The sequence below is a fragment of the Stenotrophomonas sp. Nf1 genome, from assembly GCF_003028475.1.
Lineage (GTDB): Bacteria > Pseudomonadota > Gammaproteobacteria > Xanthomonadales > Xanthomonadaceae > Stenotrophomonas.
In genome coordinates, this window is record NZ_PYTV01000007.1 from 45,532 (window position 1) to 71,903 (window position 26,372).

Consider the following 26,372-nt stretch of genomic DNA (forward strand, 5'->3'; position numbering starts at 1 on the left):
GGATGAAGGCTTACAGCATCAAGCGGGCGGCGTTGTGCGTCGCCCTGGGGGCGTGTCTGGGCGTAATGCTGCCCAGCATTGCGATGGCGCAGAACGTGAGCGGCGCGGTCGCTGGCCGCGCAACTGCTGGTGACCAGGTCACCGTGGTCAGCAGCAGCACCGGCCTGACCCGCACCGTCACCGTCGGTAGCGATGGCAGTTACCGCCTCGGCCAGTTGCCGGTGGGTGACTACCAGCTGCAGCTCAGCCGCGATGGCCAGAAGCTGGGCGATCAGGTCTCGGTGAGCGTTGCCGTTGGTGGTACCACCACGGTCAACCTGGCCAGTGGTGGTGGCGTCACCAATCTTGACGCACTGCAGGTGGTCGGCACCCGCGTGGTCAACCGCGTGGATGTCTACTCCACCGAAACCTCGTTCAACATCAACCGCCAGGAAATCTCGCGGCTGCCGGTGGCCCAGGACCTGTCGGCGGTGGCGCTGATGGCGCCGGGCGTGGTGGGGGGCAACTCGTCCTTTGGTGGCCTGTCCTTCGCCGGTTCATCGGTGGCCGAGAATGCGGTCTTCATCAACGGCCTGAACGTCACCGACATGTACACCCGTCGTGGCTTCAGCACGGCGCCGTTTGCCTTCTTCAACGAGTTCCAGGTCAAGACCGGCGGCTACTCGGTGGAGTTCGGTCGCTCCACCGGTGGCGTGATCAATGCTGTGACCCGCTCGGGCAGCAATGAATTCGAAGGCGGCGTGGAAGTCACCGCCGAGCCCAGTGCATGGCGTGCCAGCGGCGGCGATCATTTCCATCGTGATGGCACGCCGCATTCCTATGGCAGCCGTGACAACAACTCGTTCCTGAAAACCAATGTCTGGGGTTCCGGGCCGATCATCAAGGACAAGCTGTTCCTGTTCGCGATGTACGAAGACCGCAGCGACAAGGGTCACAACACCTCGTCCGATGGCAGTACCTGGTTCAAGAACGATTCCGGCAACGGCTTCTGGGGCACCAAGCTGGACTGGAACATCAACGACAACCACAGCCTGGCACTGCTGGCATTCTCCGACGAAGGCGACGTCACCAATGCCTCGTACGGCTACAACTGGAATGCCGACCAGCTCGGTGCCTGGGGCGGCGATTCGGTTACCGAGACCGGCGGCCGCAACTGGTCGGCCACCTACACCGGCCACTTTGGCCAGAATTTCACCGCCCGCGCCATGGTGGGCCAGAACAACCAGCGCGCGTTCACCAACTCGTCGCTGGACCAGGCCTGCAGCCCGGTGTTCACCGACAGCACCTACGGTCCGCGGTTGAGCAAGCTGCAGGGGCTGCGTGCCGGCTGTCATCCGACCGGTGCGGCCGTGGCCGAGCGTGACGATACCCGCGATGTGGCGCGCCTGGACTTTGAATGGCAGCTCGGCGACCACCTGCTGCGCTTCGGTGTGGACCGCGAGTTGATGACCACCAAGCAGTCCACCCGCTACCCGGGTCCGACCGAGCTGAGCTACACCGCCTACGTGGCGCGTCCCGGCGATGAAGTGTGGGACGGCGCCAACGCCTACGTGCCGGCCGGCGTCACCGAAATGCTGCGCGCCCGCAACCGCAGGTCCGGTGGTACGTTCGAAACCGAGGCCAATGCCTTCTACCTGGAAGACATCTGGAACATCACCCCGAACCTGATGCTGAACCTCGGCGTGCGCTGGGACCGCTTCGAAAACCGCACCGCTGCCGGCAAGGCGTTCATCAAGATGGACGACCTGATCGCACCGCGCGTCGGCTTCTCCTGGGACATGCGCGGCGACGGCAGCACCAAGCTGTTCGGCAACGCCGGTCGCTACTACCTGCCGGTCACCAACAACATCAACGTGAACTTCGCTGGCGGCCTGACCGACGAATACAGCTACTACGTGCTCAACGGCTGGGAGCAGAAGACCTCGCCCACCGGATCGCCGTACATGGCGCCGATCGTGGGCCAGCAGATCGGCCCGACCGACACCCGCATGAATACCGGCGGAGCCGACCTGCGGCAGAGCGTGGACCGTGATCTGAAGGCGGTCTACCAGGACGAGTACATCCTGGGCTTCCAGAACATGATCAACCAGGCCTGGTCGTGGGGCGTCAATGCCACCTACCGGCGCATGACCCGCGCACTGGATGACATCCGCATCAACTACACCCCGTGCGGCCCGACCCCGAGCACGCTGTGGCCGATCGCCAACCCCGGCGAGAGCCTGACGATCTGGGGTGACAAGAGCATCGGTTGCGCCAACGAAGGCTGGATCACCATCGATACCGCCAACAGCGGCTACCGCAAGGGTGGCAGCGGCGAGGTGATCGGCTATTCCAAGCCCAAGCGCACCTACAAGGCGCTGGAGTTCCAGATCGACCGTGCCTGGGACGAGAAGTGGATGTTCAACGCGTCCTATCTGTGGTCCAAGAGCGAGGGCAACTTCGAAGGTCCGGTGAACTCCGATACCAACTACGGTGACACCGGCATGGTGCAGTTCTGGGATCATCCGGCCACCAACGAACGTTATGGCGTGCTGTTCAACGATTTCCGCCATCAGTTCAAGCTGCGCGCCGCGTATGCACTGAACAAGCAGTGGTCGTTCGGCACCACGCTGCAGGTGCAGTCGGGTGGCCCGATCACCGCTTACGGCGTGATGTGGCCGAACGACTCCATCGCCGGTGGCAGCACGTCCAGTGAAGGCAGCGGCGGTGGCACCGGCTGGCTGTGCGTGGCCAACTGCGCGGGCCCCTACAACCAGCGCCAGTTCGAATACAGCCCGCGCGGTGCGTTTGGTCGCCTGCCGTGGACCTGGACCCTGGGCGCCAACGTGACCTGGCGCCTGCCGGTGGAAGGCATCGACCTGAGCGCCCGGTTGTCGGTGTACAACCTCACCAACAACCAGAAGACCATCAACGTGCACCAGCGCTATGAAGCACAGCCCGGCCAGTACCGTGAGGCGACCTTTGCGACCGGCACGCGCTGGCAGGCCCCGCGCTATACCCAGCTGGTGGTGACCTGGAACTTCTGAGGCCAGCGCCGCGTGCGGCGCCGAGCGCGCTCGACCGTGCTCGACGCTACCTGTGCATTGCGGTGCTGGCGGTTCCCACGGCCTCCATCGATGCCGACGTTGCGGCCATCGTCCAGCACGAGCACCTGCCCGGGCTGGCCATGGCCGTGGTCGACAACGGGCAGGTGGTCTATCGCCATGCGGAGGGTGTGCGCGGCGATGGCGGCCGTATCGACGAGGACACGCTGTTCAAGATCGCCTCCAACAGCAAGGCGATGACCGCAGCGCTGCTGGCGCGGTTGGTGCAGCAGGGCCGGCTGCGCTGGGATGACCCGGTGCAGCGGCACCTGCCTGGTTTCCGCATGCATGACGCGTGGGTGGGCCAGCAGATGCAGGTGCGCGACCTGCTGATCCACAACAGCGGCCTCGGCCTGGGCGCCGGCGATCTGATGCTGTGGCCGGAACCCAACGCCTTCACCCGCGCCGACATCATTGCCGGCCTGGCGCACCTGAAGCCGGTCAGCAGCTTCCGCAGCCGCTATGCCTACGACAACCTGATGTATGTGGTGGCCGGCGAAGTGGCGGCCGCTGCCGGTGGCAAACCGTACGATCAGCTGATGCGCGAGCAGGTGTTCGAGCCGCTCGGCATGGACCGTTGCCAGGTGGGCGCGTGGTCGGTGAAGCAGATGGGCAACGTGGCCCAGCCGCATGCCTGGCGCGCGGGCCGCAACGTGGTGGTGAACGCCGATGGTGAAACCAGCCCCGACCTGACCTCGATGGCCGCCGGCGGCATCCGCTGTTCCCTGCGTGACATGACGCGTTGGATGCAGGTGCTGCTGGAGCCTTCCCTGGTCCCTGATTGGCTCAATGCCGAGCAGCGGCGCACGCTGTGGACCCTGCACATGCCGATGCCGCTGGGCGAACGCCAGCGGCGCTGGGACAACGCGCACTTCTACGGCTACGGCTATGGCTGGCGGGTGTCGGACATGGACGGGCAGTGGAAGGTAGCCCACACCGGCACCTTGTCAGGCATGTACTCCTCGCTGGCCCTGCTGCCGGACCGCAAGGTGGGCGTGGTGATGCTGATCAACGGCGAGGGCGAAGATGCACGCACGGCGCTGATGCAGGCGCTGCTGAAGCGCTTCACCGCTCCGCATGATGCGCGCCCGGCCGAGGCCTATCTGACCGAACTGAAGACCGAGCAGGCCACGCGGGCAGCGTCGGGCCATCAGCGGCCTGTGACGTCGACGGCGCAGCCGGCGCGCGCGGTCGATCTGCCGCGCTGGCAGGGCCGTTATCACGATCCCTGGCTGGGGCCGGCCTCGCTGTGCCCGGGCAAGGGCGGCCTGCGTTTCAGCGTGGACAAATCGCCGAAGCTGCAGGGCGCCGTGCTGCAACAGCAAGGACGCTGGCTGCTGCGCTGGGATAGGCTGGGCAACGAAGCGCAGGCATGGCTGCAACCGGGCGAAGCCCCGGTGCCGACGCTGGACCTGCGCGCCATCGATCCGGACATCGACTTCAGCTATGACTTCCAGGACCTGCATTTCACTCGTACTGGCGATTGCCCTGGCCGCGACCGCCCACGCCGCTGAGCCACCGCGCGTTTCGCCGGCCACCGATGCTGTCGCGGCCGGACTGGTGGAGATCCGCGCGCTGTCGCCGCACATCGAGATGGACATCCGCTATGCGACGTTGAACAACTTCACCGGCGCGCGCGTCCCTGGCTACCAGGCGCCGTCCTGCTATCTGCTGGCGCCGGTCGCGAAGGCACTGGCCCAGGTGGAGCAGGACCTGCGCGCGCAGGGCTTCGGCCTGCGTGTTTACGACTGTTATCGGCCGGTGCGTTCGGTGCAGGCCTTCATGGCCTGGGTGAACGATCCGCGCGAACTGTCGCGCAAGGCGATGCAGTATCCGGACCTGGACAAGCCGCGTCTGCTGGCCGACGGCTATATCGCCGAGCGCTCCGGCCACAGTCGCGGTGCCACGGTGGATCTGGGGTTGCTGGATTGCCGCAGCGGTGATTGCTCGGTGCTGGACATGGGCACCGACTTCGATTTCTTCGGCCCGCGTGCGCATACGCAGACGCCCGGGCTGAGTGATGCACAGCAGGCGAACCGCCAGCAGCTGGTGCAGGCGATGGCGCGGCGTGGCTTTGTGAACTATCCGCAGGAGTGGTGGCACTACACGTTCCAGCCCGAACCGGACCCCGGCACCGCCTACGACGTTCCCGTGCGGTAGGGGCGACACGGTAGTGCCGGCCGCTGGCCGGCAACCGCTGTCGGCTCGGTAGCTCCGCCCTCAACGATTCCGCGCGCGGTCTCTGGTTGATGTTGCCGGCCAGCGGCCGGCACTACCGCAGGTGCCGGGCGATACCCCTTACACTGGCCGCCTTCCCACCGCTGCCCACCCGATGAACCTTCCCCTGCACTTCGGCCTGCTCGGTACCCTGGAAGCTGGCGGCATCGCCTTACTGGTCGGCCTGCTGGTGTACCTGCTGTGGTCGCGGTTGTGCCGGCTGCTGCACTGGTCGATGGGCCATGCGATTGGCTGGTCCTGCGTCATCTCGGTAGTGATCTCGGCCGGCATCGATGCGTGGAAGCTGTTCTACATGGGCATCGTGCGGCTGGAATCACCGCTGTACGCGCGCATCTTCCTGTCCACCATCCACGATCCGAACGAACTGGGCAGCCGCGTGGTGCTGGAAATTGCCGGCGCGCTGGCCGGTGTGGCATTGGGATGGGTGATGTTCAGTTCGCGGTCATCGGAAAAAACCGTCGACTGACGCAGGTTTTTCGTTGGCACCCGGTTAAATCCGGGCGCACTGAATGCACATCTTATGAGCCACTCACCCGGCCCTAACCAGCGCACTAATGCATGCGCGCGGGCCAGTGGTTAATCGCGCGTGTGGGCGCCGGTTGCTGCGCAAAATCGATTCAGAAAGGCGGTGGCAGGGTAGGTGCCGTGCGGAGACAACAGGCCGCGCAACACCACCCAATAGGTAGGAGACACCCCTGATGACTATTCGCAACCGCAAGCCCCTGATCGCCCTGATCGTCGCCGCCGGCAGCGTACTGGCCATTCCGGCGATGGCGCAGTCGGCCAAGCAGCAGGCCGCGCATGCGCAGAACGAGGCCGCGCAGGCCCAGCAGGCAGCGGCGCAGGCCGGTCAGGCCGCTGACCAGGCGACCAATGCGGCCGCGGCGGCATCGGCGCAGGCCAATGGCGGTGGCCAGACCTGGGCCAGCATCGATACCGATGGCAACGGCACCATCAGCAAGACCGAGGTGCAGGTGAACGCGGGCCTGGCACAGGTGTTCGACCAGGCCGACAGCAACAAGGACGGCGAGTTGAGCGCCGATGAGTACAAGGCCTACGTCGCCGCCCAGCAGGCAGGTGCGGGCGGCGCTGCGCAGGGCGCGCAGGGCAGGTAACACCTGCATCGGGGCGTATGGGAACCCGGGCGGCTGCGGCCGCCCGGGTTTTTCTCGTCACCATGGCCCCTGTATCCTTGGCCGATGAATACCTCCACGCCTGCGCCGTCGCGCGCCATCGGCCTGGTCGGTTTTGACGGTGACGATACGCTGTGGAAGAGCGAGGACTACTACCGCAAGGCCGAGCAGGATTATCTTGACCTGCTGTCGCGCTACGTCGATGTGCATGACACCCAGACCGCGCGCCACCTGCTGGAAGTGCAGCAGCGCCACCTGGGGACCTTCGGCTACGGCGTGAAGAGCATGACCCTGTCGATGATCGAAGCGGCCATCGACATCACCGGCCAGCGCATCGAAGCCAAGGACATCCAGCGCATCCTCGATATCGGCCATGCCACCCTGGGGCATCCGGTCGAGCTGATCGACGGCGTGCGCGAAGCGGTGGCGGCCATCGCCGAGCACTACCCGGTGGTGCTGATCACCAAGGGCGATCTGTTCCATCAGGAAGCCAAGATCAAGGTCGCCCACCTGGCCGAGCTGTTCCCGCGCATCGAGATCGTCTCGGAGAAGGACCCGGAAACCTACGCCCGCGTGCTGGCCGAGTTCGACCTGCCGATGCAGCGCTTCGTGATGGTCGGCAACTCGCTGCGTTCGGATATCGAACCGGTGGTCACCCTCGGTGGCTGGGGCGTGCACACGCCGTACGCGGTGACCTGGGCGCACGAGACCCAGCACGGCGTGGCCGACGACGAGCCGCGCATGGTCACCGCCGACAGCGCCCATGATTGGCCGGCCGCGCTGGCCGCGATCGAGGCCAAGGCCGCCGCCGCGGCCTGACAGGCGCCGGCGGCTGCGGCAGAATCGGGCCATGAACCTGCGACTGCGCGCCCTGCTGTTGTCCCTGCTGCTGGCGCCGGCCACCGTGCTGGCCCAGCAGACCGCCGAACGTTCGGCTGTGTATGAGGTGGAGACCGGCGACAGCTGGGTCGATGCCCAGCTGCAGGACATCAACCATTACGCCGAACGCTACCCCGACGCCTTCCTTGACGAAGTGTCGCGCTACGCGGGCGTGCCACGCGGCTACATCAGCGCGCTGTTCACCACCCATGGCTGGCAGGCCGGGGACATCTACTTCGCCTGTTTCTGGGCCAAGGCCAGTGGCCAGACCTGCCGCGACAGCGTGCGCGCCTTCAGCCAGAACCCGGAGGGCGGCTGGGAGGCAGTGGTGAAGCGGATGCCGGTGAAACCACAGAACGTGCATGTGCGCGCCGTACGCCATGCCATCGTGGCCAGCTACCAGCACTGGGACCGGCCGATCACCCTGGATGCCACCTTGAAGCGGCAGCTGAACCGGTAGTGCCGGCCGCTGGCCGGCAACTGCACCAATCCAGGCATCCGGAGGTTGCCGGCCAGCGGCCGGCACTACCGATTTCTTTCATGTTGCTCTGCGTATCGCCGCCGCCCCGCGCTCCGGCGACAATACGGGCCCGAGCTGTTCCCCGTTCCCGTAATCGAGTGACTGATGAGCGCCTCTTTCGTTTCGCCCGATGTGATCCGCCGCCTGTTCGCGCAGGCCATGTCCCGCATGTACCGCACCGAAGTGCCGCTGTACGGCACGCTGGTGGAACTGGTGGAGCGGATCAACGCGCAGGTGCTGGCCCAGGACCCGGCGCTGGCCGCGCAGCTGCAGCGCAACGAGGAGCGCGCGCGCCTGGATGAAGAGCGCCATGGCGCGATCCGCGTCGGCACCGTGCAGGAACTGGCCACGCTGCGCCGCCTGTTCGTGGTGATGGGCATGTACCCGGTGGGTTACTACGATCTGTCGGTGGCCGGTGTGCCGGTGCATTCCACTGCGTTCCGCCCGCTCACCGGCGCCGCGCTGGCGCAGAACCCGTTCCGCGTGTTCACCTCGCTGCTGCGCCTGGAGCTGATCGAAGACGAAGCCCTGCGTGCCGAATCGGCGAAGATCCTTGCGCGCCGCCGCATCTTCACCGACGGCGCGCTGGCACTGATCGACCAGGCCGAGCGTGACGGCGGACTGTCGCAGGCCGATGCCGAGCGTTTTGTCGAGCAGGCGCTGGAAACGTTCCGCTGGCACGGTGATGCCACCGTCGACCTGCCGACCTACCACGCGCTGCACAACGCGCACCGCTTGGTGGCCGACGTGGTCAGCTTCCGTGGCCCGCACATCAACCACCTGACCCCGCGCACGCTGGATATCGATGCCGCGCAGACTGCCATGATCGAACACGGCATGGCGGCCAAGGCGGTGATTGAAGGCCCGCCGCGCCGCGCCTGCCCGATCCTGCTGCGCCAGACCAGCTTCAAGGCGCTGGAAGAGGCCGTGCACTTCCCGGACAGCGAGGGTGGCGATGCCGGTACCCATACCGCGCGCTTCGGCGAGATCGAACAGCGCGGCCTGGCCCTGACCCCGAAGGGCCGCGCGCTGTACGACCAGCTGCTGGCGCAGGCGCGCGATGCCGGTGGGGCCGGCAGCACCGGCGGCGACTACGGCCAGCGCCTGCAGGCGGTGTTTGCCAGCTTCCCGGATGACCACGACACCCTGCGCCAGGAAGGCCTGGGCTACTACCGCTACCAGCTGACCGAGGCCGGCCGCGCCGCACCCGAGCGCGTGGCCGATCTGCCGGCCGAAGTGCTGGTGGCCGCTGGGCTGGCCACGGCCGACCCGATCGTCTACGAAGACTTCCTGCCGGTCAGTGCCGCAGGCATTTTCCAGTCGAACCTGGGCGGCGAAGAACAGCGTGCCTATGCCGCGCATGCCAACCGCGAGGCCTTCGAGCAGGCGCTGGGGGTGGCGGTGAATGACGAGTTCGAGATCTACGAGCGGCTGCAGGCCGAGTCGCTGGCGGCGCTGCGCACCGCCTGAAGGTAGAGCCGGCCGCTGGCCGGCTGTTGCGGAAGCCGGCCAGCGGCCGGCTCTACCCGATGTCCGTACCTGGGGTCATGCTGCTGCCCCTTTGTAGAGCCGAGCCATGCTCGGCTGCACAGGGAAGGAGAGTCGAGCATGGCTCGACTCTACAGAAGCGGGCCTCAACCCTTCATCGTGCCGGTATCCAGCCAGCGCTGGTGCCACGACAGCGCTTCGGGCAGCAGATGCGGGGTGTGCTTGCCGTAGCTCTCGCGGCTGGCACGGTCGAAGTAATCCTGCAGCTGCGCGCGGAAATCCGGGTGCGCGCAGTTGTCGATCAGCACCTGCGCACGCTTGCGCGGGGTCAGCCCGCGCAGATCGGCCAGGCCCTGTTCGGTGACTATCACCGACACGTCGTGCTCGGTGTGGTCGACGTGGCTGGCCATCGGCACTATCGCCGAGATGGTGCCGTTCTTGGCCGTGGACGGGCTCAGGAACGCCGACAGGAAGCCGTTGCGGGCAAAGTCGCCGGAACCACCGATGCCGTTCATGATCCGCGTGCCCATCACGTGCGTCGAATTGACGTTGCCGTAGAGGTCCACCTCGATCATGCCGTTCATGCCAATGCAGCCCAGGCGGCGCACCAGTTCCGGATGGTTGGAGATTTCCTGCGTGCGCATGATGATGCGCTCGCGGTAGAAATCGATGTTTTCCTTGAACGTCTCGTTCGCCTGCGGGCTCAGCGCAAAACCCGTGCACGAGGCATAGCTCAGCACGCCGTCGCGCAGCAGGTCGAGCATGCCGTCCTGGATCACTTCGGTGAATGCGGCCAGGTCGCGGAAACCACTCTTAGCCAGGCCGGCCAGCACCGCATTGGGAATATTGCCCACGCCCGACTGCAGCGGCAGCAGGTTCGGCGGCAGGCGGCCCTTCTTCACTTCGTGCTGCAGGAACTCGATCAGGTGCGAGGCGATCTGTTCGCTGGTCGCATCGATCGGGCTGAACGGGCTGTTGCGATCCGGGCCGTTGGTGCGCACCACCGCCACGATCTTGTCCGGGTCGCAGCGCAGCGCGGTGTCGCCGATGCGGTCGTTGGCGTTCACCAGCGGAATCGGCTTGCGGTGCGGCGGCAGCGCGGTGCCGTAGTAGATGTCATGCATGCCGTCGACGCCCGCCGGCTGCCACTCGTTGACCTCGACGATCACCTTCTTCGCCAGGTCCAGCCAGGTCTTGTTGTTGCCGACCGAGGTGGACGGCACCAGTGAGCCGTCCTCGCGGATGGCCGACACTTCGATCACCGCGGTATCGATCTCACCGTAGAAGCCGAACCACACGTGCTGGGCGACGTGGCTGAGGTGGATGTCGATGTAATCCAGCTTGCCCTCGTTGATGCGGTTGCGCGCATCCGGGTCGCTCTGGAACGGCATGCGCATGGCGATGCCATCGGCCTTGGCCAGCGCGCCATCGAGTTCCGGCGCGGTGGAGGCGCCGGTCATCAGTTTGATCTGGAAGGGGTTGCCCTGGGCGTGCACCGCTTCGATGCGGCGGGCCAGTTCGACGGGAACGGCCTTGGGATACCCGGAGCCGGTAAAGCCGCTCATGGCCACGGTTTCACCGGGCTGGATCAGCGCGGCTGCGGCCTCGGCAGAGACCACGCGGTCACGGAGACGCGCGTTGGCGATGCGATCAACAGACATGACGACAGTGTTTCTGGGGGGAAACCCGATTATCGGCCATCCTCATCCGTACGGGGGGTTCTACCTTCGTGGAATGGCTTTTCCCGGGAGGGGGCACCCATACCCGCCGGTTTTGTTTTGCAGTGCAGCGTGCAAAGTGCTTTCGCAGCCCGCACGATGGCCCTGCATCCCGACGTGGGGGAGGGAGCAGAGCCCGCTGGCAGTTCGCTGCAAGCGGGCTTTTTTATTGCCTGTCGCCCAGTATGAATACGCAATAGCGGGGTCGGATCCTTCTGCCAACGGCAAAAGGCTCTGACCCCATCCACGCTGCCGGTAGAGTCGAGCTTGCTCGACTGCCGTTGGGCGGCATGGGTGAAAGCCAGTCGAGCAAGCTCGACGCTACAGGCCCTTGGGGTCAGAGCTCTTTGCCCATGGCCAAGGGATCCGACCCCGGCCGGTCGATACAATCAGCCCATGACCCTCGCCCCCGCTGAACTGCCCGCCTCCCTGCAGCCCGTCGTCGAGCGCGCGCTGTCGCGATTGACCCAGGTTTTGCCCGAGCCCGTCCCGGCCGAGCTGCAGCCGCTGCTGACCCGGCTGGCGGTGGCCAGCGACTTCGCGCTGGACACCCTGGTGCGGCAACCGGCACTGCTGGCGCAGCTGGCCGCCCCCGGTTGCCCGCCGATCCCGGCGCCGGTGCTCGACCCGCTGCAGCCCAGCGACTGGCCGGCGCAGCTGCGGCGCTGGCGTGCGGCGATGTCCACGCGGCTGATCTGGCGCGACCTGGCCGGTCTGGACGACGTGGCGCAGACCCTGGCCGGCGCCACCACCCTGGCCGAAGACTGCCTGCGGCTGGCGCTGGAGGCCCTGCAGCAGGAGTTCGCGCAGCGCCACGGCGTGGTCCGCGATGCCGAGGGCCATCCGCAGCAACTGGTGGTGTTCGGCCTCGGCAAGCTCGGCGGCGGCGAACTCAACTTCAGTTCCGATATCGACCTGGTCTACGCCTACCCGCACGGCGGTGAATCCGACGGCCCGCGCGCGCTGGCCGCCGAAGAGTATTTCGCCCGCCTCGGCCAGCGCCTGGCCAAACTGCTGGACGAAACCACGGTCGATGGCTTCAGCCACCGCGTCGACCTGCGCCTGCGCCCGTTCGGCAGCGCCGGCCGCGTTGCGCTGTCATTCGCGGCGATGGACCAGTATTTCCAGCGCGAGGGGCGCGACTGGGAACGCTATGCCTGGTTGAAGGCGCGTGCGGTGGCCGGCGACATCGAGGCCGGCGAAGCGTGGCTGCAGACCCTGCGTCCGTTCGTGTACCGGCGTTATCTCGATTTCACCGCGCTCGATGGCCTGCGCGAGATGAAGGCGGCGATCACCGCCGAGGTCGCGCGCCGCGAACTGCATGAAGACATCAAGCGCGGTGCCGGTGGTATCCGCGAGATCGAGTTCCTGTGCCAGGCGCTGCAGCTGATCCGCGGTGGCCGTGAACCGGTGTTGCGCGAACGCCGCCTGCTGGTGGCGCTGGATGCGTTGATGGCCGCCGGTCAGATCGCGCCGGAAGATGGCAGCGCGCTGCGCGAGGCCTATCTGTTCCTGCGCCGCCTGGAAAACCGCTTGCAGATGCTGCGCGATGCGCAGACCCACGTGCTGCCCAGCGATGCACTGGACCGCGAGCGCATCGCGATCGGCCTCGGCTACCCGGACTGGGACGTGCTGCGCGCGGCGCTGGCCGTGCAGCAGCAACGGGTCAGTACCGAATTCGCCGCGCTGCTGGCCCCGCGCAAGGGCCAGGCCGCGCCCGACGCGCTGGCCAACTACTGGCGCAGTCTGCCTGACGGCAGCGATGCACCGTTGCTGGCCGAAGCCGGTTTCCTCGATGCCAACGGCGCCGACCAGTCGCTGCGCGATTTCGCCCAGGGCACCGGCGTGAAATCGCTGTCCGACGCTGCGCGTGCACGCCTGGACCGCGTGCTGCCGGCGCTGCTGCATGCGGCCACGCGCTCGCCGCAACCGGACGCGGCGCTCAAGCGCGTGCTCGGCCTGCTGCAGGCAGTGCTGCGCCGGACCAGTTATCTGGCGCTGCTGGACGAACAGCCGAGCGCGTTGGCGCGGCTGGTGGACGTGCTGGCGCGCAGCGCACTGCTGGCCGAACGGCTGGCCGCGTATCCGCTGCTGCTGGATGAACTGCTGGACGTGCGCGTGTCCGGGCCGATGCCGGATGCGGACGGCATGCTGGCCGAGTGCCGGCAGGTGCTCACGGTGGAGGATCCCGAATCCGCGCTGCGCTGGCTCAATGAGACGCGGCTGGCGCTCAGCTTCCGCATGGCGATGGCCACGCTGGACGGCCGTCAGGGCGCGGTGGACAGCACCCGGCAACTGGCCGAGCTGGCACAGGCCGTCGTCATCACGGTGCTGGCGATGGCCGAAGCGGACATGCGCGCCGCGCACGGCGAGATTCCCGGCGGGCGCTTCGCGATCATCGGCTACGGCAGCCTGGGTGGTCTTGAGTTGGGCTTCGGTTCCGATCTGGACCTGGTGTTCCTGCACGACAACCCGGCCGGCGTGGATGCCAGCGATGGCGCGCGCCCGCTGGAACCGGGGCGCTGGTATGCGCGCCTGGCACAGAAGGTGATGGCTCTGCTCGGCGCGGTCACTGCAGCAGGCCGCCTGTACGACATCGACGTGCGCCTGCGCCCGGATGGCGGCAAGGGTTCGCTGGTGTCTTCGCTGGCCAGCTACACCGAGTATCAGCGCGAACGCGCCTGGACCTGGGAACACCAGGCACTGGTGCGCGCGCGTGGTGTGGCCGGTGATGCCAGCCTGCTGGCCGACTTCGAACAGGTACGCGCGCAGACGTTGGGTCGCGAACGCGATCAGGCCACGCTGTATGCCGATGTGTTGAAGATGCGCGGCCGCATGCGCACCGAGCTGGACCGCAGCGATGCCGCGCGGCTGGACCTGAAGCAGGGCGCCGGTGGCGTGGTGGACCTGGAGTTCCTGCTGCAGACCGGCGTGTTGGCGCGCAGCGCGCAGCATGCGGCGCTGCTGCAGCCGCGTGATACGCCATCATTGATCGATGCATTGGCCGTTGCCGGATTCCTGCCCGATGGCACCGCGCAGGCGCTGCACAGCGCACATGCCGCGCTGCTGGAGGTGGGATTGGCCTGCACGCTGGATCGGCGGCCACGCCTGGCAGCGACCACCCCGGCCATTGAAGAGGCCTGCGCGGCGATCACTTCGGCCTGCGTTGAAGCGGAGTTGCCGTTCGCCTGACCGGCAGCGATGGCTGGGCAATGGCCTGCTTCTGGTGGGTGCCAACCTTGGTTGGCACAGGCCCTCAGCGCTCTTGACCCCGGCAAGAGCGTGCCGACCAACGGTCGGCACCCACCAAAACGATGCCCCGCTGTTGGCACCTACCAAAACAATGCCCCGCTGTTGGCACCCACTGGAGCCATGACCCGCCGATGACCCGCTCTTGGTAGGTGCCAACCTTGGTTGGCACGGGCCATCAGCGCTCATGACCCCGGCAACAGCGTGCCGACCAACGGTCGGCACCTACCAGAGCGATGGCGGTCAGCCGGCGGCGCGCAGCGGCGCCATCTTCCACAGCAGCGCGCGGAACGGGGCCAGCAGGCACACGCCGATCGCCAGCTTCACCGCCAGGTCGCCGGCGGCCCAGCTCATCCACGGCAGCGCCGAACCGGCAAATGCGATCGACCAGAAGATCGTGGTGTCCACCGTCGCGCTGCAGGTGGTAGCCACCATCGGCGCGCGCCACCAGCTGCCACGGCGCAGGCGGTCGAACACGGTGATGTCCAGCAGCTGCGCCACGATGAATGCCGAGCACGAGGCAATAGCGATGCGCGGGGTGGCCACCCACACCGACAGCACCACCGCCACCAGGAAACCAATCCACGCCACGCGGCGTGCCGGGCCCGGGCCGAAACGGCGGTTGATCAGGTTGCTGACCAGAAACGCCACCGGATAGCTGAAGGCACCCCAGGTCAGCCAGTCATTGATCGGGTACTGCACCAGCACGTTCGACAGCAGCACCACCGCGCCCATCGCCAGCACCGCCAGCACCAGGGCGCGCGGGGTCAGCGGGGCAAACACAGGGGCAGGACGCACGGACATGGCGAGCCAGGGGGACAAGGGGAATCGCCCATTATCCGCCCGGCCCGCGGCAAAGCCAAAACCGGTCGTTCAGCTTTACAGCGCTTCGCTCATCACATCGCCGGCGGCGTAGGCGGTGGGCACGTAGGCCAGCGTCTGGCCCTGGGCGCCCTTCACGTTCCAGCCGGCACCGGCCGGGGTCGGCTCGAAACGCACCTGCTGGCCGACCACGAAGGCCGCCGTCGGGTCCTGGTCCTTCGGCGTAACCGGCCAGTGCAGGGTGGCGGTCTGGTCGGCCTTGTCGGGCACCTGCAACTGCACCTTGCGCTCGCCCTGCGGCGTGGTCTCCACCTTCTTCACCTCCATCGGCGGCAGCGGCACCGCCTTGGTGCGGGTGGACTTGCCGTGGCGCTCGCTGGCCTCGAACGGCGCCTTGGACAGCTCGGACAGGCCCATCGAGGCCGCCAGCGGCAACGACAGCACCACGAACGAAGTGACGATCACGCTGGCCTGGCTGCTGTTCAACTGCGGCGCAGCGCCGGCATGGACAGTGGGCACCAGCAGTGCGGAGAGCAGCAGGGCGGACGCGGGAACACGCAGGCAACGGAACATGCAGACCTCCAGGGAGCGAGGAAAAAGGAAAGGATTCAGGGCGCGGCGGCGGCAGCACCAGCCACCGGCACATGAGGGATCACCAGTTCCTGCTGCAGCTGGCTGCGCTGGTGCAGGAAGTCGAACACCGATTCCACCGTCACCACCGAGTAGTTGCCGGAGATGCGTTCGCCGGCGGGATGGTCGGTGGTGGTGGCGTTGGCCACGAACAGGCGCGCACCCACGCGCTTGCCCAGGCCGATATGCAGCACGCTGGGCTGGTATTTCTGTTGGCGCAGCCACTGCTGGGCCTGTTCGCGCTTGACGATGGCCGGCGCGCCGTCGGCCTGGGCCATCGCCGCGGCCAGCACTTCCAGCACCCACTGGTTGGAGTTCTGGTAATCGGTGGCGAACGGATAGGCCACCACGTTGTACTTGGTTTCGTGCAGCGCCTTGGGCTGGATCGACGGCGCGGCCAGCATCGCCTTCAGTGCCGCACGCAACGCCGGCGAAGGGATGCCGATGCGCACATCGGTATGCCCCGCGCTTTCACCGACGAAGTTGCCCAGGCCCTCGTGGTACAGCTGCGAGCTGTCGGTCTTGCAGCGGTTGAGCAGGTGCATGGCGCGCCAGCGGCCGTCGTCCTCGCGCAGCAGGAAGGCCAGATGGCTGTGGCGCAGGCCGTAGCGGCTCAGGTCCTGGCCACCGCGCGCGGCAATCACCACCTCTACGTCGGGCAGCGCGTCCAGGCGTTCGGCAGTGGTCCAGGCAACGTCCAGCATCGCCGCCTGCGACGCTACGCTGGGGTAGTGCTCGCGGCACTCGGTGCTGTTGGCCCAGGCGGGTGTGGTTGCCAGCAGGCTGGCGAACAACAGCGCGGCGCGGGGCAGGCGATAGAAACGATCCATGTCGGTACCTTCAACGGCGGTCAGGGCCGCGCGCTGATCATACGCCGGTCAGCGCAGCGGGCGGTCCACACCCTTGCGCTTGAGCTCGCGGTCGCAGGCCTCGCTGATCGGTGCCACCGGCAGTGGCGGGCGCTCGTCGCGCGGATTGCGCAGGGCCGGCTGTTCGCGGTACGCATCCAGCTGCTGCTGGCACTGGTAGGAAATCGGGTCCAGCTCGGTGGGCGCGGTGGAGCACGCGGCGAGCAGGGCCAGCGGCAGCAGAAGCAGGGTACGCATGGGGACATCCGGTCCGATGGGGGAAGCTGGACTCTAACCGTGCGGCCCGATCGAGATGTTCAAAAATCGCTGGGCACCCCGGTAGTGCCGGCCGCTGGCCGGCAACGTCAGGATCTTCGGTAGCGCATAGAGCATTGCCGGCCAGCGGCCGGCACTACCCAGGTGCCAGGCGCTGCTTTACCTCGGCGGCAATCCGCGTGGTCTCGCGCAATGGTTCGATGCGGTCGTACTGCCAGTCCAGCCAGTGCGTCTGCAAGCGCCCGCGTTCGCGCAACTGCTGCTGGAAGCGCGCCAGCCGCCCTTGCACCGTATCGGCCAGCGCCACCATCACCGGCATGCGCGTGGCGCAGGCTTCAGAGAGCAGGTTCACCGAATCGGGCGATACCACCACGCGGTTGGCCCAGCCGAGCAGGCCGCCATACGGATTCACGCCGTCGCCGCCGTCGCCCCAGATCACGTGCGGCAGGTCGGCGAAGGTCGCGCGCAGGATCTCGGCCAGCGCCGGCGGCGTGCGTCGCGAGGTGGTGGCCAGCAGGCTGCCGCCTTCGCTGCGGATCTGCTCGGCCAGGGCGCGGAACACACCGACCATCGCGGTTTCGTCCCACGGCGCCAGCGGCGTCGGGCCGCCCACCAGCAGTGCGGTGCGCGGGCCGGGCAGGGTGCTGAAGCCGGCGAACGCGGCGCGGCCCCAGGCCAGCCAGTCATCGTCCACCGGGTTGAGGCTGCCGAGCAGGGTCAGCACGTTGCTGCCGCGCAGGCGGTCGTGCTCGGGCACCACCACCACATCCCAGTGGCGCGCGCCCAGGCGCGGGTCAAGAATCTGCACCACCTGGCTGCCGCGTGCACGCAGCACGCGCAGGGCACCGGCGGCCTGGCGGCCACAGCCGATCGCCAATGCCGGCGGGTCGGCAGCCAGTGTCGCCAATGCCTCGCCATAGCCGTTCATATCACCGGGCAGGCGGCGAGGTGACAGCCAGCGCCACGGTGCACGCGGCTGCAGGAGCAGCGGCCGATGGGCGCCCTGACGCAGCGCCGAGGCCAGCGCGACCGCCTGGCGGACATTGCCCGCGCGGCCGTCGGTGACCGTCCAGGGCGCGCTCGATCGTTTCACCATTGGCATTAATTCGTTTCAGCCCTGCTGGGTGTTGCAACAGTCGCGACACTCTACACTGCGGCTCGTCGATTCGCCCCGCGCCGCCCGCGGGCACTGACTTCCCTTAGCCGCCCTGGAGATCCACCGATGTCCCACGCGCTTGACGCTGCCGCCCTGGACCAGCTGTTCCGTACCGCCCGCACCCAGAACGCCTTCCTCGACAAGCCGGTGTCCGACAGCCTGCTGCAGGAACTGTACGAGCTGGTGAAGTGGGGCCCGACCGCAGCCAACACCACGCCGGCCCGCTTCGTCTTCGTGAAGTCGGCCGAAGCCAAGGCCAAGCTGGCCCCGGCCCTGTCCGAAGGCAACCACGACAAGACCATGGCCGCCCCGGTCACCGTCATCATCGGTTTCGACCTGGATTTCCACGAGAAGCTGCCGTACCTGTTCCCGCACACCGATGCCAAGGCCTGGTTCGAGGGCCCGCGTGAAGGCCGCCATGAAGCCGCCATCCGCAACGGCAGCCTGCAGGGCGCCTACCTGATCCTGGCCGCGCGCGCGCTGGGCCTGGATGCCGGCCCGATGTCGGGCTTCGACAACGCCAAGGTGGACGAGGCGTTCTTCGCCGGCACCGCCATCAAGTCGAATTTCCTGGTCAACCTGGGTTACGGTGACTCGGCGGGCCTGTTCCCGCGTCTGCCGCGCCTGTCGTTCGACGAAGCGGCGCGCATCGCGTAAGTCGCTGTATCGGTTTCGGGCCCGCCGTTGCTCGGCGGGCTCTTGCTGCACCGTGTACCCACCCTACGATCCGGAGAGTTCCTCAGATGAGCGCCACCCGTAAACTGCTGCTGCCGCTGGCCCTGACCCTGGCCATCGCCGCCTGCTCCAAGCCGGCCGACACCGCTGCCCCGGCCGCTGACGCTGCTGCCCCGGCCACCACCGAACAGGCCGCTGCCCCGGCGGCTGCGGCCGCCGATGCTGCCGCTGCCGCCCCGGCCGCCGAAGCGATCAAGATCGCCTCGGGCACCTACAAGCTGGACCCGAGCCACACCGACGTGCTGGCGCAGTGGAGCCACTTCGGCTTCTCCAACCCCAGCGCACACTTCGGCAACGTGGAAGGCACCCTGGTGTACAACGCCGAAGACGTGACCAAGTCCACCGTGGAAGTGAAGCTGCCGCTGAGCGGCCTGAACAGCTTCACCGCCAAGTTCGACGAGCACCTGAAGAGCGCCGACTTCTTCGACGCCGCCAAGTTTGCTGATGCCACCTTCAAGAGCACCAAGGTGGAAGCGGCGGGCACCAACAAGCTGACCGTCACCGGCGACCTGACCATCAAGGGCACCACCAAGCCGGTCGTCCTGGACGTCACCGTCAACGGTGGCGGCGAGCACCCGATGGCCAAGGTTCCGGCCGCCGGCTTCGATGCCACCACCACCCTGAAGCGCAGCGATTTCGGCGTCGGTGCGTATGCTCCGAACGTCAGCGATGAAGTGAAGATCCGCATCACCACCGAAGCCACTGGCGAAAAGCCGGCGGCTTGATGCACCCCGCTCACTCGTCGTGAGAAGGCAGAAGGCCCGCTGAAAAGCGGGCCTTCTTTTTGGGTTCCGGTAGAGCCGGCCGCTGGCCGGCTGCATGCGAGGTGCCCGATGCTGATGGGCTTGCCGGCCAGCGGCCGGCACTACCCGGTAGGTGCGGACCTGCATCTGGTGGGTGCGGACCGTTGGTCCGCACGATCCCTCAGCGCAGCGCGCCCATCCACGCCACGCACGCTTCGCTCGGGCTCTGCTTGGCCTTCACCGTCAGCCCGCTCACGCGTACGAAGGTCTGCGCTGCCTGCGCCACCACCTGGCGGGCGATCAGCGCCGCCTGCTTGGTCGCGGCCTGCTGCTTGCGCAGCTGCACGATATGCACCGACGGGCGGCCCACCGGCGCGTACTTCTGGTCGCGACGCAGCACGTCGGCCACCTGCGCCACTTCGAACTCGGCCTGCAGGTAGCGGTGCTGCGCCTCCACCAGGTCGCGCAGCGGCGCGCGCAGTGCGGCGGTGTCGGTGAACGCGGCCAGCGCCGCATCACAGGCGGTGTCATCGGCGAAACGGGTACGCAGCGCGTCCACGCTGGCCAGGGTCAGTTTGGCCATGTGGGCCTCGTTGCTGCAGGAAGGGAGTGCGATTGTCGCATTGCGAGCTCGGTCGTGCCGGCCGCAGTCGCATCGCCCGCTCGGTAGTGCCGGCCGCTGGCCGGCAATTGCAGGGAGGCGCGCGGACCCACGGTCCGCACCCACCGAAGGCAGGAAACCGCCGAGCGTGGGCTCGGCTCTACAATGGGCCGCTGTTTCATTCACGGAAGAACGACCCATGCAGGACGCGCAGTACTGGTTGAACGAATTCTGGGCCGGCTTGAGCGTGCTCGATCTGGCGTTGGGCAGCGTGCTGGGCACGTTGCTGGGCCTCATCGCTGGCCTGGCCGTGTGGTATGGCCTGCGCCGCCGCGGCTGGCTGCAGCGGCGCAAGCGCTGGCATCACTGGCTGCTGGCCAGCTACATGGTGCTGCTGCCGCTGGCCACCGCCTTCTTCGGTCTGCAGCTGGGCTTCACCGCCGGTGCCCACCGCGCGCTGTTCAAGCAGCTGGACCATTTCCAGCCGCACCTGCAGACCCTGGTGGCCGAATGGAGCCACGGCTTCACCGATTCGCTGGACGACCCGCGCATGCGCGAGGCGCTGCGCAGCCAGGGCACGGTGGGCGATGTGGCCGATGCGGTGGCCTCGGCCTACCTCAGCGAGCACCCGCTGCCGGCGCTGGACCGCCTGGGTGACGGCGTACTGGCACGTGCCACGGGCTGGGTGATCGGCAAGGTGCGCGAAGGCGTGCTGCGTGGTCTGGTGGAAGACACCCTGGTGGACAAGGCGGGCGCACTGGGCGTGGAGCCGAAGGTGGTGCGCGAGGCCCTGACCATGCACGTGGATGAGCTGCTGCACACGCGCGGCGTGCTGCGGCTGGTGAAGGCGCAGATCAACGGCATGATGCCCGGCGTGTACTTCGGGCTGCTGCTGCCGTGGCTGTTGATCCTGCTGCTGGTGGCACTGGAGATCTGGGCCGCGCACCGGTTCGGATGGACGCGGAAGGTGGCGCCACTTTCCAACGGCTTGGGCTCTGAACCGGTAACGGAGCACTTGTAGAGCCGAGCCCATGCTCGGCTTATCGCGCGCAGCGCGAGGGCGGCTCGAAAAGCAGCCGAGCGTGGGCTCGGCTCTACATAGTCAAGGGCGTGCGGACCAACGGTCCGCACCTACCCAGGTGCATGCGGTCAGTCGCCGTCGGTCTCGTCCGGGTGGGCCTTCCACACGCGCGGCGTGCTGCGGCTGGTGAAGGCGCAGATCAACGGCATGATGCCCGGCGTGTACTTCGGGCTGCTGCTACCGTGGCTGTTGATCCTGCTGCTGGTGGCGCTGGAGATCTGGGCCGCGCATCGGTTCGGATGGACGCGGCAGGCGGGGACCGGCGTGGTAGTGCCGGCCGCTGGCCGGCAGCTGCAGGTTCCTGCCGAAGGTTCATGAGGTTGCCGGCCAGCGGCCGGCACTACCTGTCGGAGGGCGTGCGGACCAACGGTCCGCACCTACCGAGGAAGGTGCGTCAAGGGCGTGCGGACCAACGGTCCGCACCTACCCAGGTGCATGCGGTCAATCGCCGTCGGTTTCGTCCGGGTGGGCCTTCCAGTAGCCGGTGGAACGGATCCAGTCGCGCGGCACGCCCAGGTGGCCTTCGATGAACTTGCGCATCATCCGCGCGCGGCGCGATTCGGTGGCGATCCAGTAGAAGACGTCGCCCTCAGGTGCCTCGAAGTCGGTCAACATGTCCTCCAGCAGCGTGCTGCTGGCGGCCGGGAAGCCGTTGCGCTCCAGCCAGTGGATGCGCACGTTCTCGTACTGCGGCAGGTCCTGGCGTTCGGCTTCATCGCTCACTTCGATGTAGGCCTGCACCTCGGCACCATCCGGCAGCACGTCCAGCCAGCGGGCGATGGCCGGCAGCGCGGTCTCATCGCCAATCAGCACATAGGCGTCGTAGCTGTCGGCCACCACGAACGAGCCGCGCGGGCCGCCGATCACCAGCGGGTCGCCGGGCTGCGCGCGTTCGGCCCACGGCCCGGCGATGCCCTGGTCGTGCAGCACGAAGTCGATGGCCAGCTCGCCGGTCTGGTGGTCCCACCAGCGCGGGGTGTAGTCGCGGGCGGGCGAGGGCTCCTTGCCCTCCGGGTAGCTGCGGCCTTCGGCGGTCAGCACCGGCAGCACCATCTCGCCGCTGGCGTTGGGGAAGAACAGCTTGATGTGGTCGTCGGCGCCGGGCGAATCGAAACCGGCCAGGTCGTCGCCGCCCAGCACGATGCGGCGCATGTGCGGGGTGACTTCTTCAGTGCGCAGCACGGTCAGTTCACGGAAGCGCACATCCAGGCGCAGGCGCGTGTTGTTGTGTTCGGTCATGGGGGTACCTGCAAAGGTGTCGCGCAGTGCTGCGCGGCGTAGGGGAGGACCTGGCTGGAATCAGTCTGGCTGGGTCGTTGAAAGCGGGGGTGTCTCGTTACCGGCAGTCCCGTTGAGCAGGGCCGAGGCCCGGGTCAGCAGCGCCGCCACTTCGTCGGCCTCACCCTCGGCCCAGCGGCCGTGGTGGTGCACCAGCGCCCGCTTGAACTCGCGCAGGGCGGTGGCCAGCGGCGGCGGCAGCGAGGCCTTGGTGATCTCGCGGGCGCGGTCGAAGGCGCGTCGCTGCGCCAGCCGCACTTGGGTGCGCTGCACCTTCAGCTCGAACTCGCCGGCGGCGGTGATGCGGAAGATCCGCTTGCCATCCACTTCCTCGGCCTCGATCCAGCCGGCCTGCTCGAAGCTGGCCAGCAGCGGGTACATGGTGCCGGCGCTGGGCGTGTAGGCCTGCATGAACTGGTTGCTGATCAGCTGCATCAGCTCGTAGCCATGGCGCGGCTGCTCGCCGATCAGGGCCAGCACCAGCAGGCGCAGGTCACCACGGCTGAGCACGCGCGGCTGGCCGTTGCGGCGCGGCACCGCCGAATCGGTGGAACGGGCTCGGGGAGAAGGGGAACGGCTCATTTCGATATATCGGTAAACGAGTGTGAAAACGATATATCGATATGTCGAAAGCGACAACACCCGATCCGGCCACAAGCAGGGGTGATTTGGGCCACGGCCCCGGCGCGCGGGCAGAAAAAGGGGCGCCCGTGTGGGCGCCCCTGGCGGCAATCGTGGAAGGGGACAGGGCCGCCAAGCCCATGACTCGCCAACCACCCTGGGCCGGTTGCCAGCCCCGATCCAGAGGAAGGTGCGACATGTTGGCGGCGGTTCAGCGCCCGCCCCCGGAACGTGCCGGCAGCGCCACCGACCGTGCCCCACAACCGTCATCGGCAGCAGTAACACTGCGTCCTGCGCATGGGCGCAGCGGTCCGTAAGCGACAGCCCACGCAGCCGCCAAGGCCCGCCGCAGGGCCATCAAGGGCGCTTGCAAGCCCCTTGCGGACACTGGCCGCTTGCGTCCATACGCCAGCGTAGCCAAGTGACGAAAGCCCTTGGTGCGCTACACTTTGCGGTCTAGAAATCTATACAACAGTCGCGCGCGTGCGTGCGGTTATGGGAGCGCTAATGAACTGGTTGAACGAGGTGCTGAACAACGACCCGAATCCTGTGGAAACCCAGGAGTGGATCGAGTCGTTGAAGGCCGTTATTGATGTCGAGGGCTCCGAGCGCGCGCATCAGCTGCTGGAAGGCATGGTGGAACTGACCCGTCGTTCGGGCGCCTACCTGCCGTTCTCTCCCACCACCGAGTACGTCAACACCATCGAGCCGCAGCTCGAGGCCAAGAGCCCGGGCAATGCCGAGCTGGAATGGCGCATCCGTTCGATCATCCGCTGGAACGCGATGGCCACCGTGGTGCGCGCCAACCGCAAGCCGGGTGACCTGGGCGGCCACATCGCCTCGTTCGCGTCCGGTGCCACCCTGTACGACGTGGGCTTCAACCACTTCTGGCGCGCCCCAAGCGAAAGCCACCCGGGCGACCTGCTGTTCATCCAGGGCCACAGCGCCCCGGGCATCTACGCGCGTTCCTTCCTGGAAGGCCGCATCAGCGAAGAGCAGCTGGACAAGTTCCGCATGGAAGTGGACGGCGGTGGCCTGTCCTCGTACCCGCACCCGTGGCTGATGCCGGATTACTGGCAGACCCCGACCGTGTCGATGGGCCTGGGCCCGCTGGCCGCCATCTACCAGGCGCAGTTCATGCGCTACCTGGAAAACCGTGGCCTGATCGAGAAGTCCGACCGCAAGGTGTGGTGCTTCATCGGCGACGGCGAGAGCGACGAGCCGGAAACCCTGGGTGCCATCGCGCTGGCCGGCCGTGAAGGCCTGGACAACCTGATCTTCGTGGTGAACTGCAACCTGCAGCGCCTGGACGGCCCGGTGCGCGGCAACGGCAAGATCATCCAGGAACTGGAAGGCGTGTTCCGTGGCGGCGGCTGGAACGTGATCAAGCTGCTGTGGGGCGGTTACTGGGATGCCCTGCTGGCCAAGGACAGCGACGGCGTCCTGAAGAAGCTGATGATGGAAACCGTCGACGGCGAATACCAGAACTGCAAGGCCTTCGGCGGCGCGTACACCCGCGAGCATTTCTTCGGCAAGTACCCGGAAACCGCTGCGATGGTTGCCGGCCTGAGCGACGACGACATCTGGCGCCTGAACCGTGGCGGCCACGACCCGCACAAGGTGTACGCCGCCTACCACCAGGCCGTGAACACCAAGGGCATGCCGACCGTCATCCTGGCCAAGACCGTGAAGGGCTACGGCATGGGCAGCGCCGGTGAAGCGCTGAACCCGACCCACCAGACCAAGAAGCTGGACGACGATGCGGTGCGCCACTTCCGCGACCGCTTCAACATTCCGGTGACCGACGCGCAGCTGGCCGACGGCCAGGTGCCGTTCTACCACCCGGGCCCGGATTCGCCAGAAGTGCAGTACCTGCAGGAACGCCGTGCCGCGCTGGGCGGTTACCTGCCGCAGCGCCGCCGCAAGGCCGACAAGACCTTCGTGGCACCGAAGCTGGAAGCCTATGAGCGCCTGCTGAAGAGCAGCGGCGAGCGCAGCTACTCCACCACCATGGCGTTCGTGCAGAGCCTGAACATCACCCTGCGTGACAAGGAACTGGGCCCGCACATCGTGCCGATCGTGGCCGACGAAGCCCGTACCTTCGGTATGGAAGGCCTGTTCCGCCAGATCGGCATCTACGCGCCGTTCGGCCAGAAGTACAAGCCGGTGGACGCCGACCAGCTGATGTTCTACCGCGAAGACCAGAGCGGCCAGGTGCTGCAGCAGGGCATCAGCGAGCCGGGTGCGATCAGCTCGTGGATGGCCGCCGGTACCAGCTACTCGGTGAGCAACGTGCCGATGCTGCCGTTCTACATCTACTACTCGATGTTCGGCTTCCAGCGCGTGGGCGACATCGCCTGGCAGGCGGCGGATATGCGTACCCGCGGCTTCCTGCTGGGTGGCACCGCCGGCCGCACCACGCTGAACGGTGAAGGCCTGCAGCACGAAGATGGCTTCAGCCATCTGGTGGCCGGTGGCATTCCGAACGTGCGCAGCTACGACCCGACCTTCGGCTTCGAAGTGACCGTGGTTCTGCAGCACGGCACCAAGCGCATGATGGAAGACCAGGTGGACGAGTATTACTACGTCACCCTGATGAACGAGAACTACACCCACCCGGAAATGCCGGAAGGCGCGGCCGAAGGCATCGTCAAGGGCATGTACCTGCTGACCGACGCCGGCAAGCCGAAGAAGGGCGAGCTGCGCGTGCAGCTGCTGGGCTCCGGCACCATCCTGCGCGAAGCCATTGCCGCGGCCGAGCTGCTGGACAAGGACTTCGGCGTGACCGCCGATATCTGGAGCTGCCCGAGCTTCAACGAACTGCGTCGCGATGGTTTCGACGTGGAACGTGCCAACCGCCTGCATCCGGAAGGTGAGCAGCGCAAGGCCTACGTGACCGAGCTGCTGGAAGGCCGCCAGGGCCCGGCGATTGCCGCTACCGACTATGTGCGTGCGTATGCGGACCAGATCCGCGCATTCGTGCCGATGTCGTACACGGTGCTGGGTACCGATGGTTTCGGCCGTTCGGATACGCGTGCGAACCTGCGCCGGTTCTTTGAGGTGGATCGCTACTACATCGCGCACGCCGCGATTGCGGCGCTGGCGAAGGAAGGGAAGATGACCGCGAAGGACGTGGCCCGGGCGATCAAGCAGTACAAGATTGATCCGGAGAAGGCTAATCCTGTTGGGGTTTGATTAGGTCGCAATTGAGGTGTAGAAAAAGGGCGGTTCTACCGCCTTTTTTCTTGAGTGTCATCCAGTCCCTGTCGGTGG

General features: G+C 67.1%; 22 protein-coding genes and 1 pseudogene. 14 read left to right on the forward strand and 9 right to left on the reverse strand.

Features of this window, described 5'->3' with window-relative positions; genetic code table 11:
• The first annotated feature begins 2 nt into the window (after positions 1 to 2).
• The 8 genes from C9412_RS13665 (at position 3) to C9412_RS13700 (ending at position 9,323) form a co-directional block, all read left to right on the forward strand.
• Positions 3 to 3,026 (forward strand): TonB-dependent receptor, encoded by a 3,024-nt coding sequence (locus C9412_RS13665; RefSeq protein ID WP_107232129.1) that lies wholly within the window; start codon positions 3 to 5, stop codon positions 3,024 to 3,026.
• A gap of 65 nt (positions 3,027 to 3,091) precedes the next feature.
• Positions 3,092 to 4,597 (forward strand): serine hydrolase domain-containing protein, encoded by a 1,506-nt coding sequence (locus tag C9412_RS13670; RefSeq protein ID WP_258190255.1) that lies wholly within the window; start codon positions 3,092 to 3,094, stop codon positions 4,595 to 4,597.
• Positions 4,530 to 5,243 carry a M15 family metallopeptidase gene (locus tag C9412_RS13675; RefSeq protein WP_107232131.1) on the forward strand — a complete coding sequence of 238 codons (714 nt, stop codon included), beginning with the start codon at positions 4,530 to 4,532 and terminating at the stop codon, positions 5,241 to 5,243. Before C9412_RS13670 ends, C9412_RS13675 begins: the two co-directional genes overlap by 68 nt.
• Before the next feature lie 172 nt (positions 5,244 to 5,415).
• Positions 5,416 to 5,787 (forward strand): hypothetical protein, encoded by a 372-nt coding sequence (locus C9412_RS13680; protein ID WP_107232132.1) that lies wholly within the window; start codon positions 5,416 to 5,418, stop codon positions 5,785 to 5,787.
• 232 nt (positions 5,788 to 6,019) lie between these two features.
• Positions 6,020 to 6,436 carry an EF-hand domain-containing protein gene (locus tag C9412_RS13685; RefSeq protein WP_107232133.1) on the forward strand — a complete coding sequence of 139 codons (417 nt, stop codon included), beginning with the start codon at positions 6,020 to 6,022 and terminating at the stop codon, positions 6,434 to 6,436.
• An 84-nt stretch (positions 6,437 to 6,520) separates the two neighbouring features.
• Positions 6,521 to 7,273, forward strand: coding sequence for an HAD family hydrolase (locus C9412_RS13690; RefSeq protein ID WP_107232134.1), 753 nt, complete (start codon positions 6,521 to 6,523; stop codon positions 7,271 to 7,273).
• Between the two features lie 31 nt (positions 7,274 to 7,304).
• Entirely contained in the window at positions 7,305 to 7,793 is a 489-nt protein-coding gene (locus C9412_RS13695; protein ID WP_107232135.1) for a hypothetical protein, read from the forward strand.
• A 165-nt stretch (positions 7,794 to 7,958) separates the two neighbouring features.
• Positions 7,959 to 9,323 (forward strand): VOC family protein, encoded by a 1,365-nt coding sequence (locus C9412_RS13700; protein ID WP_107232136.1) that lies wholly within the window; start codon positions 7,959 to 7,961, stop codon positions 9,321 to 9,323.
• A 164-nt stretch (positions 9,324 to 9,487) separates the two neighbouring features.
• On the opposite strand, the gene C9412_RS13705 is transcribed toward C9412_RS13700, so the two are convergent.
• Positions 9,488 to 11,002 carry an acetyl-CoA hydrolase/transferase family protein gene (locus C9412_RS13705; RefSeq protein WP_107232137.1) on the reverse strand — a complete coding sequence of 505 codons (1,515 nt, stop codon included), beginning with the start codon at positions 11,000 to 11,002 and terminating at the stop codon, positions 9,488 to 9,490.
• Between the two features lie 453 nt (positions 11,003 to 11,455).
• Here C9412_RS13705 and glnE point away from each other — a divergent pair, with 453 nt between their 5' ends.
• Complete coding sequence (gene glnE, locus C9412_RS13710; protein ID WP_107232138.1) at positions 11,456 to 14,251, forward strand: bifunctional [glutamate--ammonia ligase]-adenylyl-L-tyrosine phosphorylase/[glutamate--ammonia-ligase] adenylyltransferase; 2,796 nt, start codon at positions 11,456 to 11,458, stop codon at positions 14,249 to 14,251.
• 300 nt (positions 14,252 to 14,551) lie between these two features.
• Here glnE and C9412_RS13715 read toward each other — a convergent pair whose 3' ends face one another.
• From C9412_RS13715 to C9412_RS13735, 5 genes are all read right to left on the reverse strand, one after another.
• Positions 14,552 to 15,112 carry a queuosine precursor transporter gene (locus C9412_RS13715; RefSeq protein WP_107232139.1) on the reverse strand — a complete coding sequence of 187 codons (561 nt, stop codon included), beginning with the start codon at positions 15,110 to 15,112 and terminating at the stop codon, positions 14,552 to 14,554.
• A 75-nt stretch (positions 15,113 to 15,187) separates the two neighbouring features.
• On the reverse strand, positions 15,188 to 15,703 hold the full coding sequence (locus C9412_RS13720) for a hypothetical protein (protein WP_107232140.1): 516 nt from the start codon (positions 15,701 to 15,703) through the stop codon (positions 15,188 to 15,190).
• Positions 15,704 to 15,738: 35 nt separating this feature from the next.
• On the reverse strand, positions 15,739 to 16,590 hold the full coding sequence (locus C9412_RS13725) for a DUF2145 domain-containing protein (protein WP_107232141.1): 852 nt from the start codon (positions 16,588 to 16,590) through the stop codon (positions 15,739 to 15,741).
• A gap of 48 nt (positions 16,591 to 16,638) precedes the next feature.
• Positions 16,639 to 16,866 carry a hypothetical protein gene (locus C9412_RS13730; RefSeq protein ID WP_107232142.1) on the reverse strand — a complete coding sequence of 76 codons (228 nt, stop codon included), beginning with the start codon at positions 16,864 to 16,866 and terminating at the stop codon, positions 16,639 to 16,641.
• A 154-nt stretch (positions 16,867 to 17,020) separates the two neighbouring features.
• A complete protein-coding gene (locus C9412_RS13735) occupies positions 17,021 to 17,980 on the reverse strand; it encodes a mitochondrial fission ELM1 family protein (RefSeq protein ID WP_107232143.1) in 960 nt (319 codons plus the stop codon).
• A 126-nt stretch (positions 17,981 to 18,106) separates the two neighbouring features.
• Here C9412_RS13735 and C9412_RS13740 point away from each other — a divergent pair, with 126 nt between their 5' ends.
• Together C9412_RS13740 and C9412_RS13745 are read left to right on the forward strand one after the other, a co-directional pair.
• A complete protein-coding gene (locus C9412_RS13740) occupies positions 18,107 to 18,697 on the forward strand; it encodes a malonic semialdehyde reductase (RefSeq protein WP_107232144.1) in 591 nt (196 codons plus the stop codon).
• An 86-nt stretch (positions 18,698 to 18,783) separates the two neighbouring features.
• A complete protein-coding gene (locus C9412_RS13745) occupies positions 18,784 to 19,500 on the forward strand; it encodes a YceI family protein (protein ID WP_107232145.1) in 717 nt (238 codons plus the stop codon).
• Between the two features lie 199 nt (positions 19,501 to 19,699).
• Here C9412_RS13745 and C9412_RS13750 read toward each other — a convergent pair whose 3' ends face one another.
• Entirely contained in the window at positions 19,700 to 20,101 is a 402-nt protein-coding gene (locus tag C9412_RS13750) for a hypothetical protein (RefSeq protein WP_107232146.1), read from the reverse strand.
• Between the two features lie 217 nt (positions 20,102 to 20,318).
• Here C9412_RS13750 and C9412_RS13755 point away from each other — a divergent pair, with 217 nt between their 5' ends.
• Positions 20,319 to 21,140, forward strand: coding sequence for a hypothetical protein (locus C9412_RS13755; RefSeq protein WP_107232147.1), 822 nt, complete (start codon positions 20,319 to 20,321; stop codon positions 21,138 to 21,140).
• Positions 21,141 to 21,302: 162 nt separating this feature from the next.
• Positions 21,303 to 21,518, forward strand: a pseudogene (locus C9412_RS13760) (hypothetical protein); the annotation flags it as partial.
• A 123-nt stretch (positions 21,519 to 21,641) separates the two neighbouring features.
• Here the strand turns inward: C9412_RS13760 and C9412_RS13765 are convergent.
• On the reverse strand, positions 21,642 to 22,439 hold the full coding sequence (locus C9412_RS13765; protein ID WP_107232148.1) for a siderophore-interacting protein: 798 nt from the start codon (positions 22,437 to 22,439) through the stop codon (positions 21,642 to 21,644).
• Positions 22,440 to 22,499: 60 nt separating this feature from the next.
• Positions 22,500 to 23,060 carry a PadR family transcriptional regulator gene (locus tag C9412_RS13770; protein ID WP_107232149.1) on the reverse strand — a complete coding sequence of 187 codons (561 nt, stop codon included), beginning with the start codon at positions 23,058 to 23,060 and terminating at the stop codon, positions 22,500 to 22,502.
• Positions 23,061 to 23,606: 546 nt separating this feature from the next.
• On the opposite strand from C9412_RS13770, the gene aceE reads away from it, so the two are divergent.
• On the forward strand, positions 23,607 to 26,294 hold the full coding sequence (gene aceE, locus C9412_RS13775; RefSeq protein ID WP_107232150.1) for a pyruvate dehydrogenase (acetyl-transferring), homodimeric type: 2,688 nt from the start codon (positions 23,607 to 23,609) through the stop codon (positions 26,292 to 26,294).
• The last annotated feature ends 78 nt before the right edge of the window (positions 26,295 to 26,372 follow it).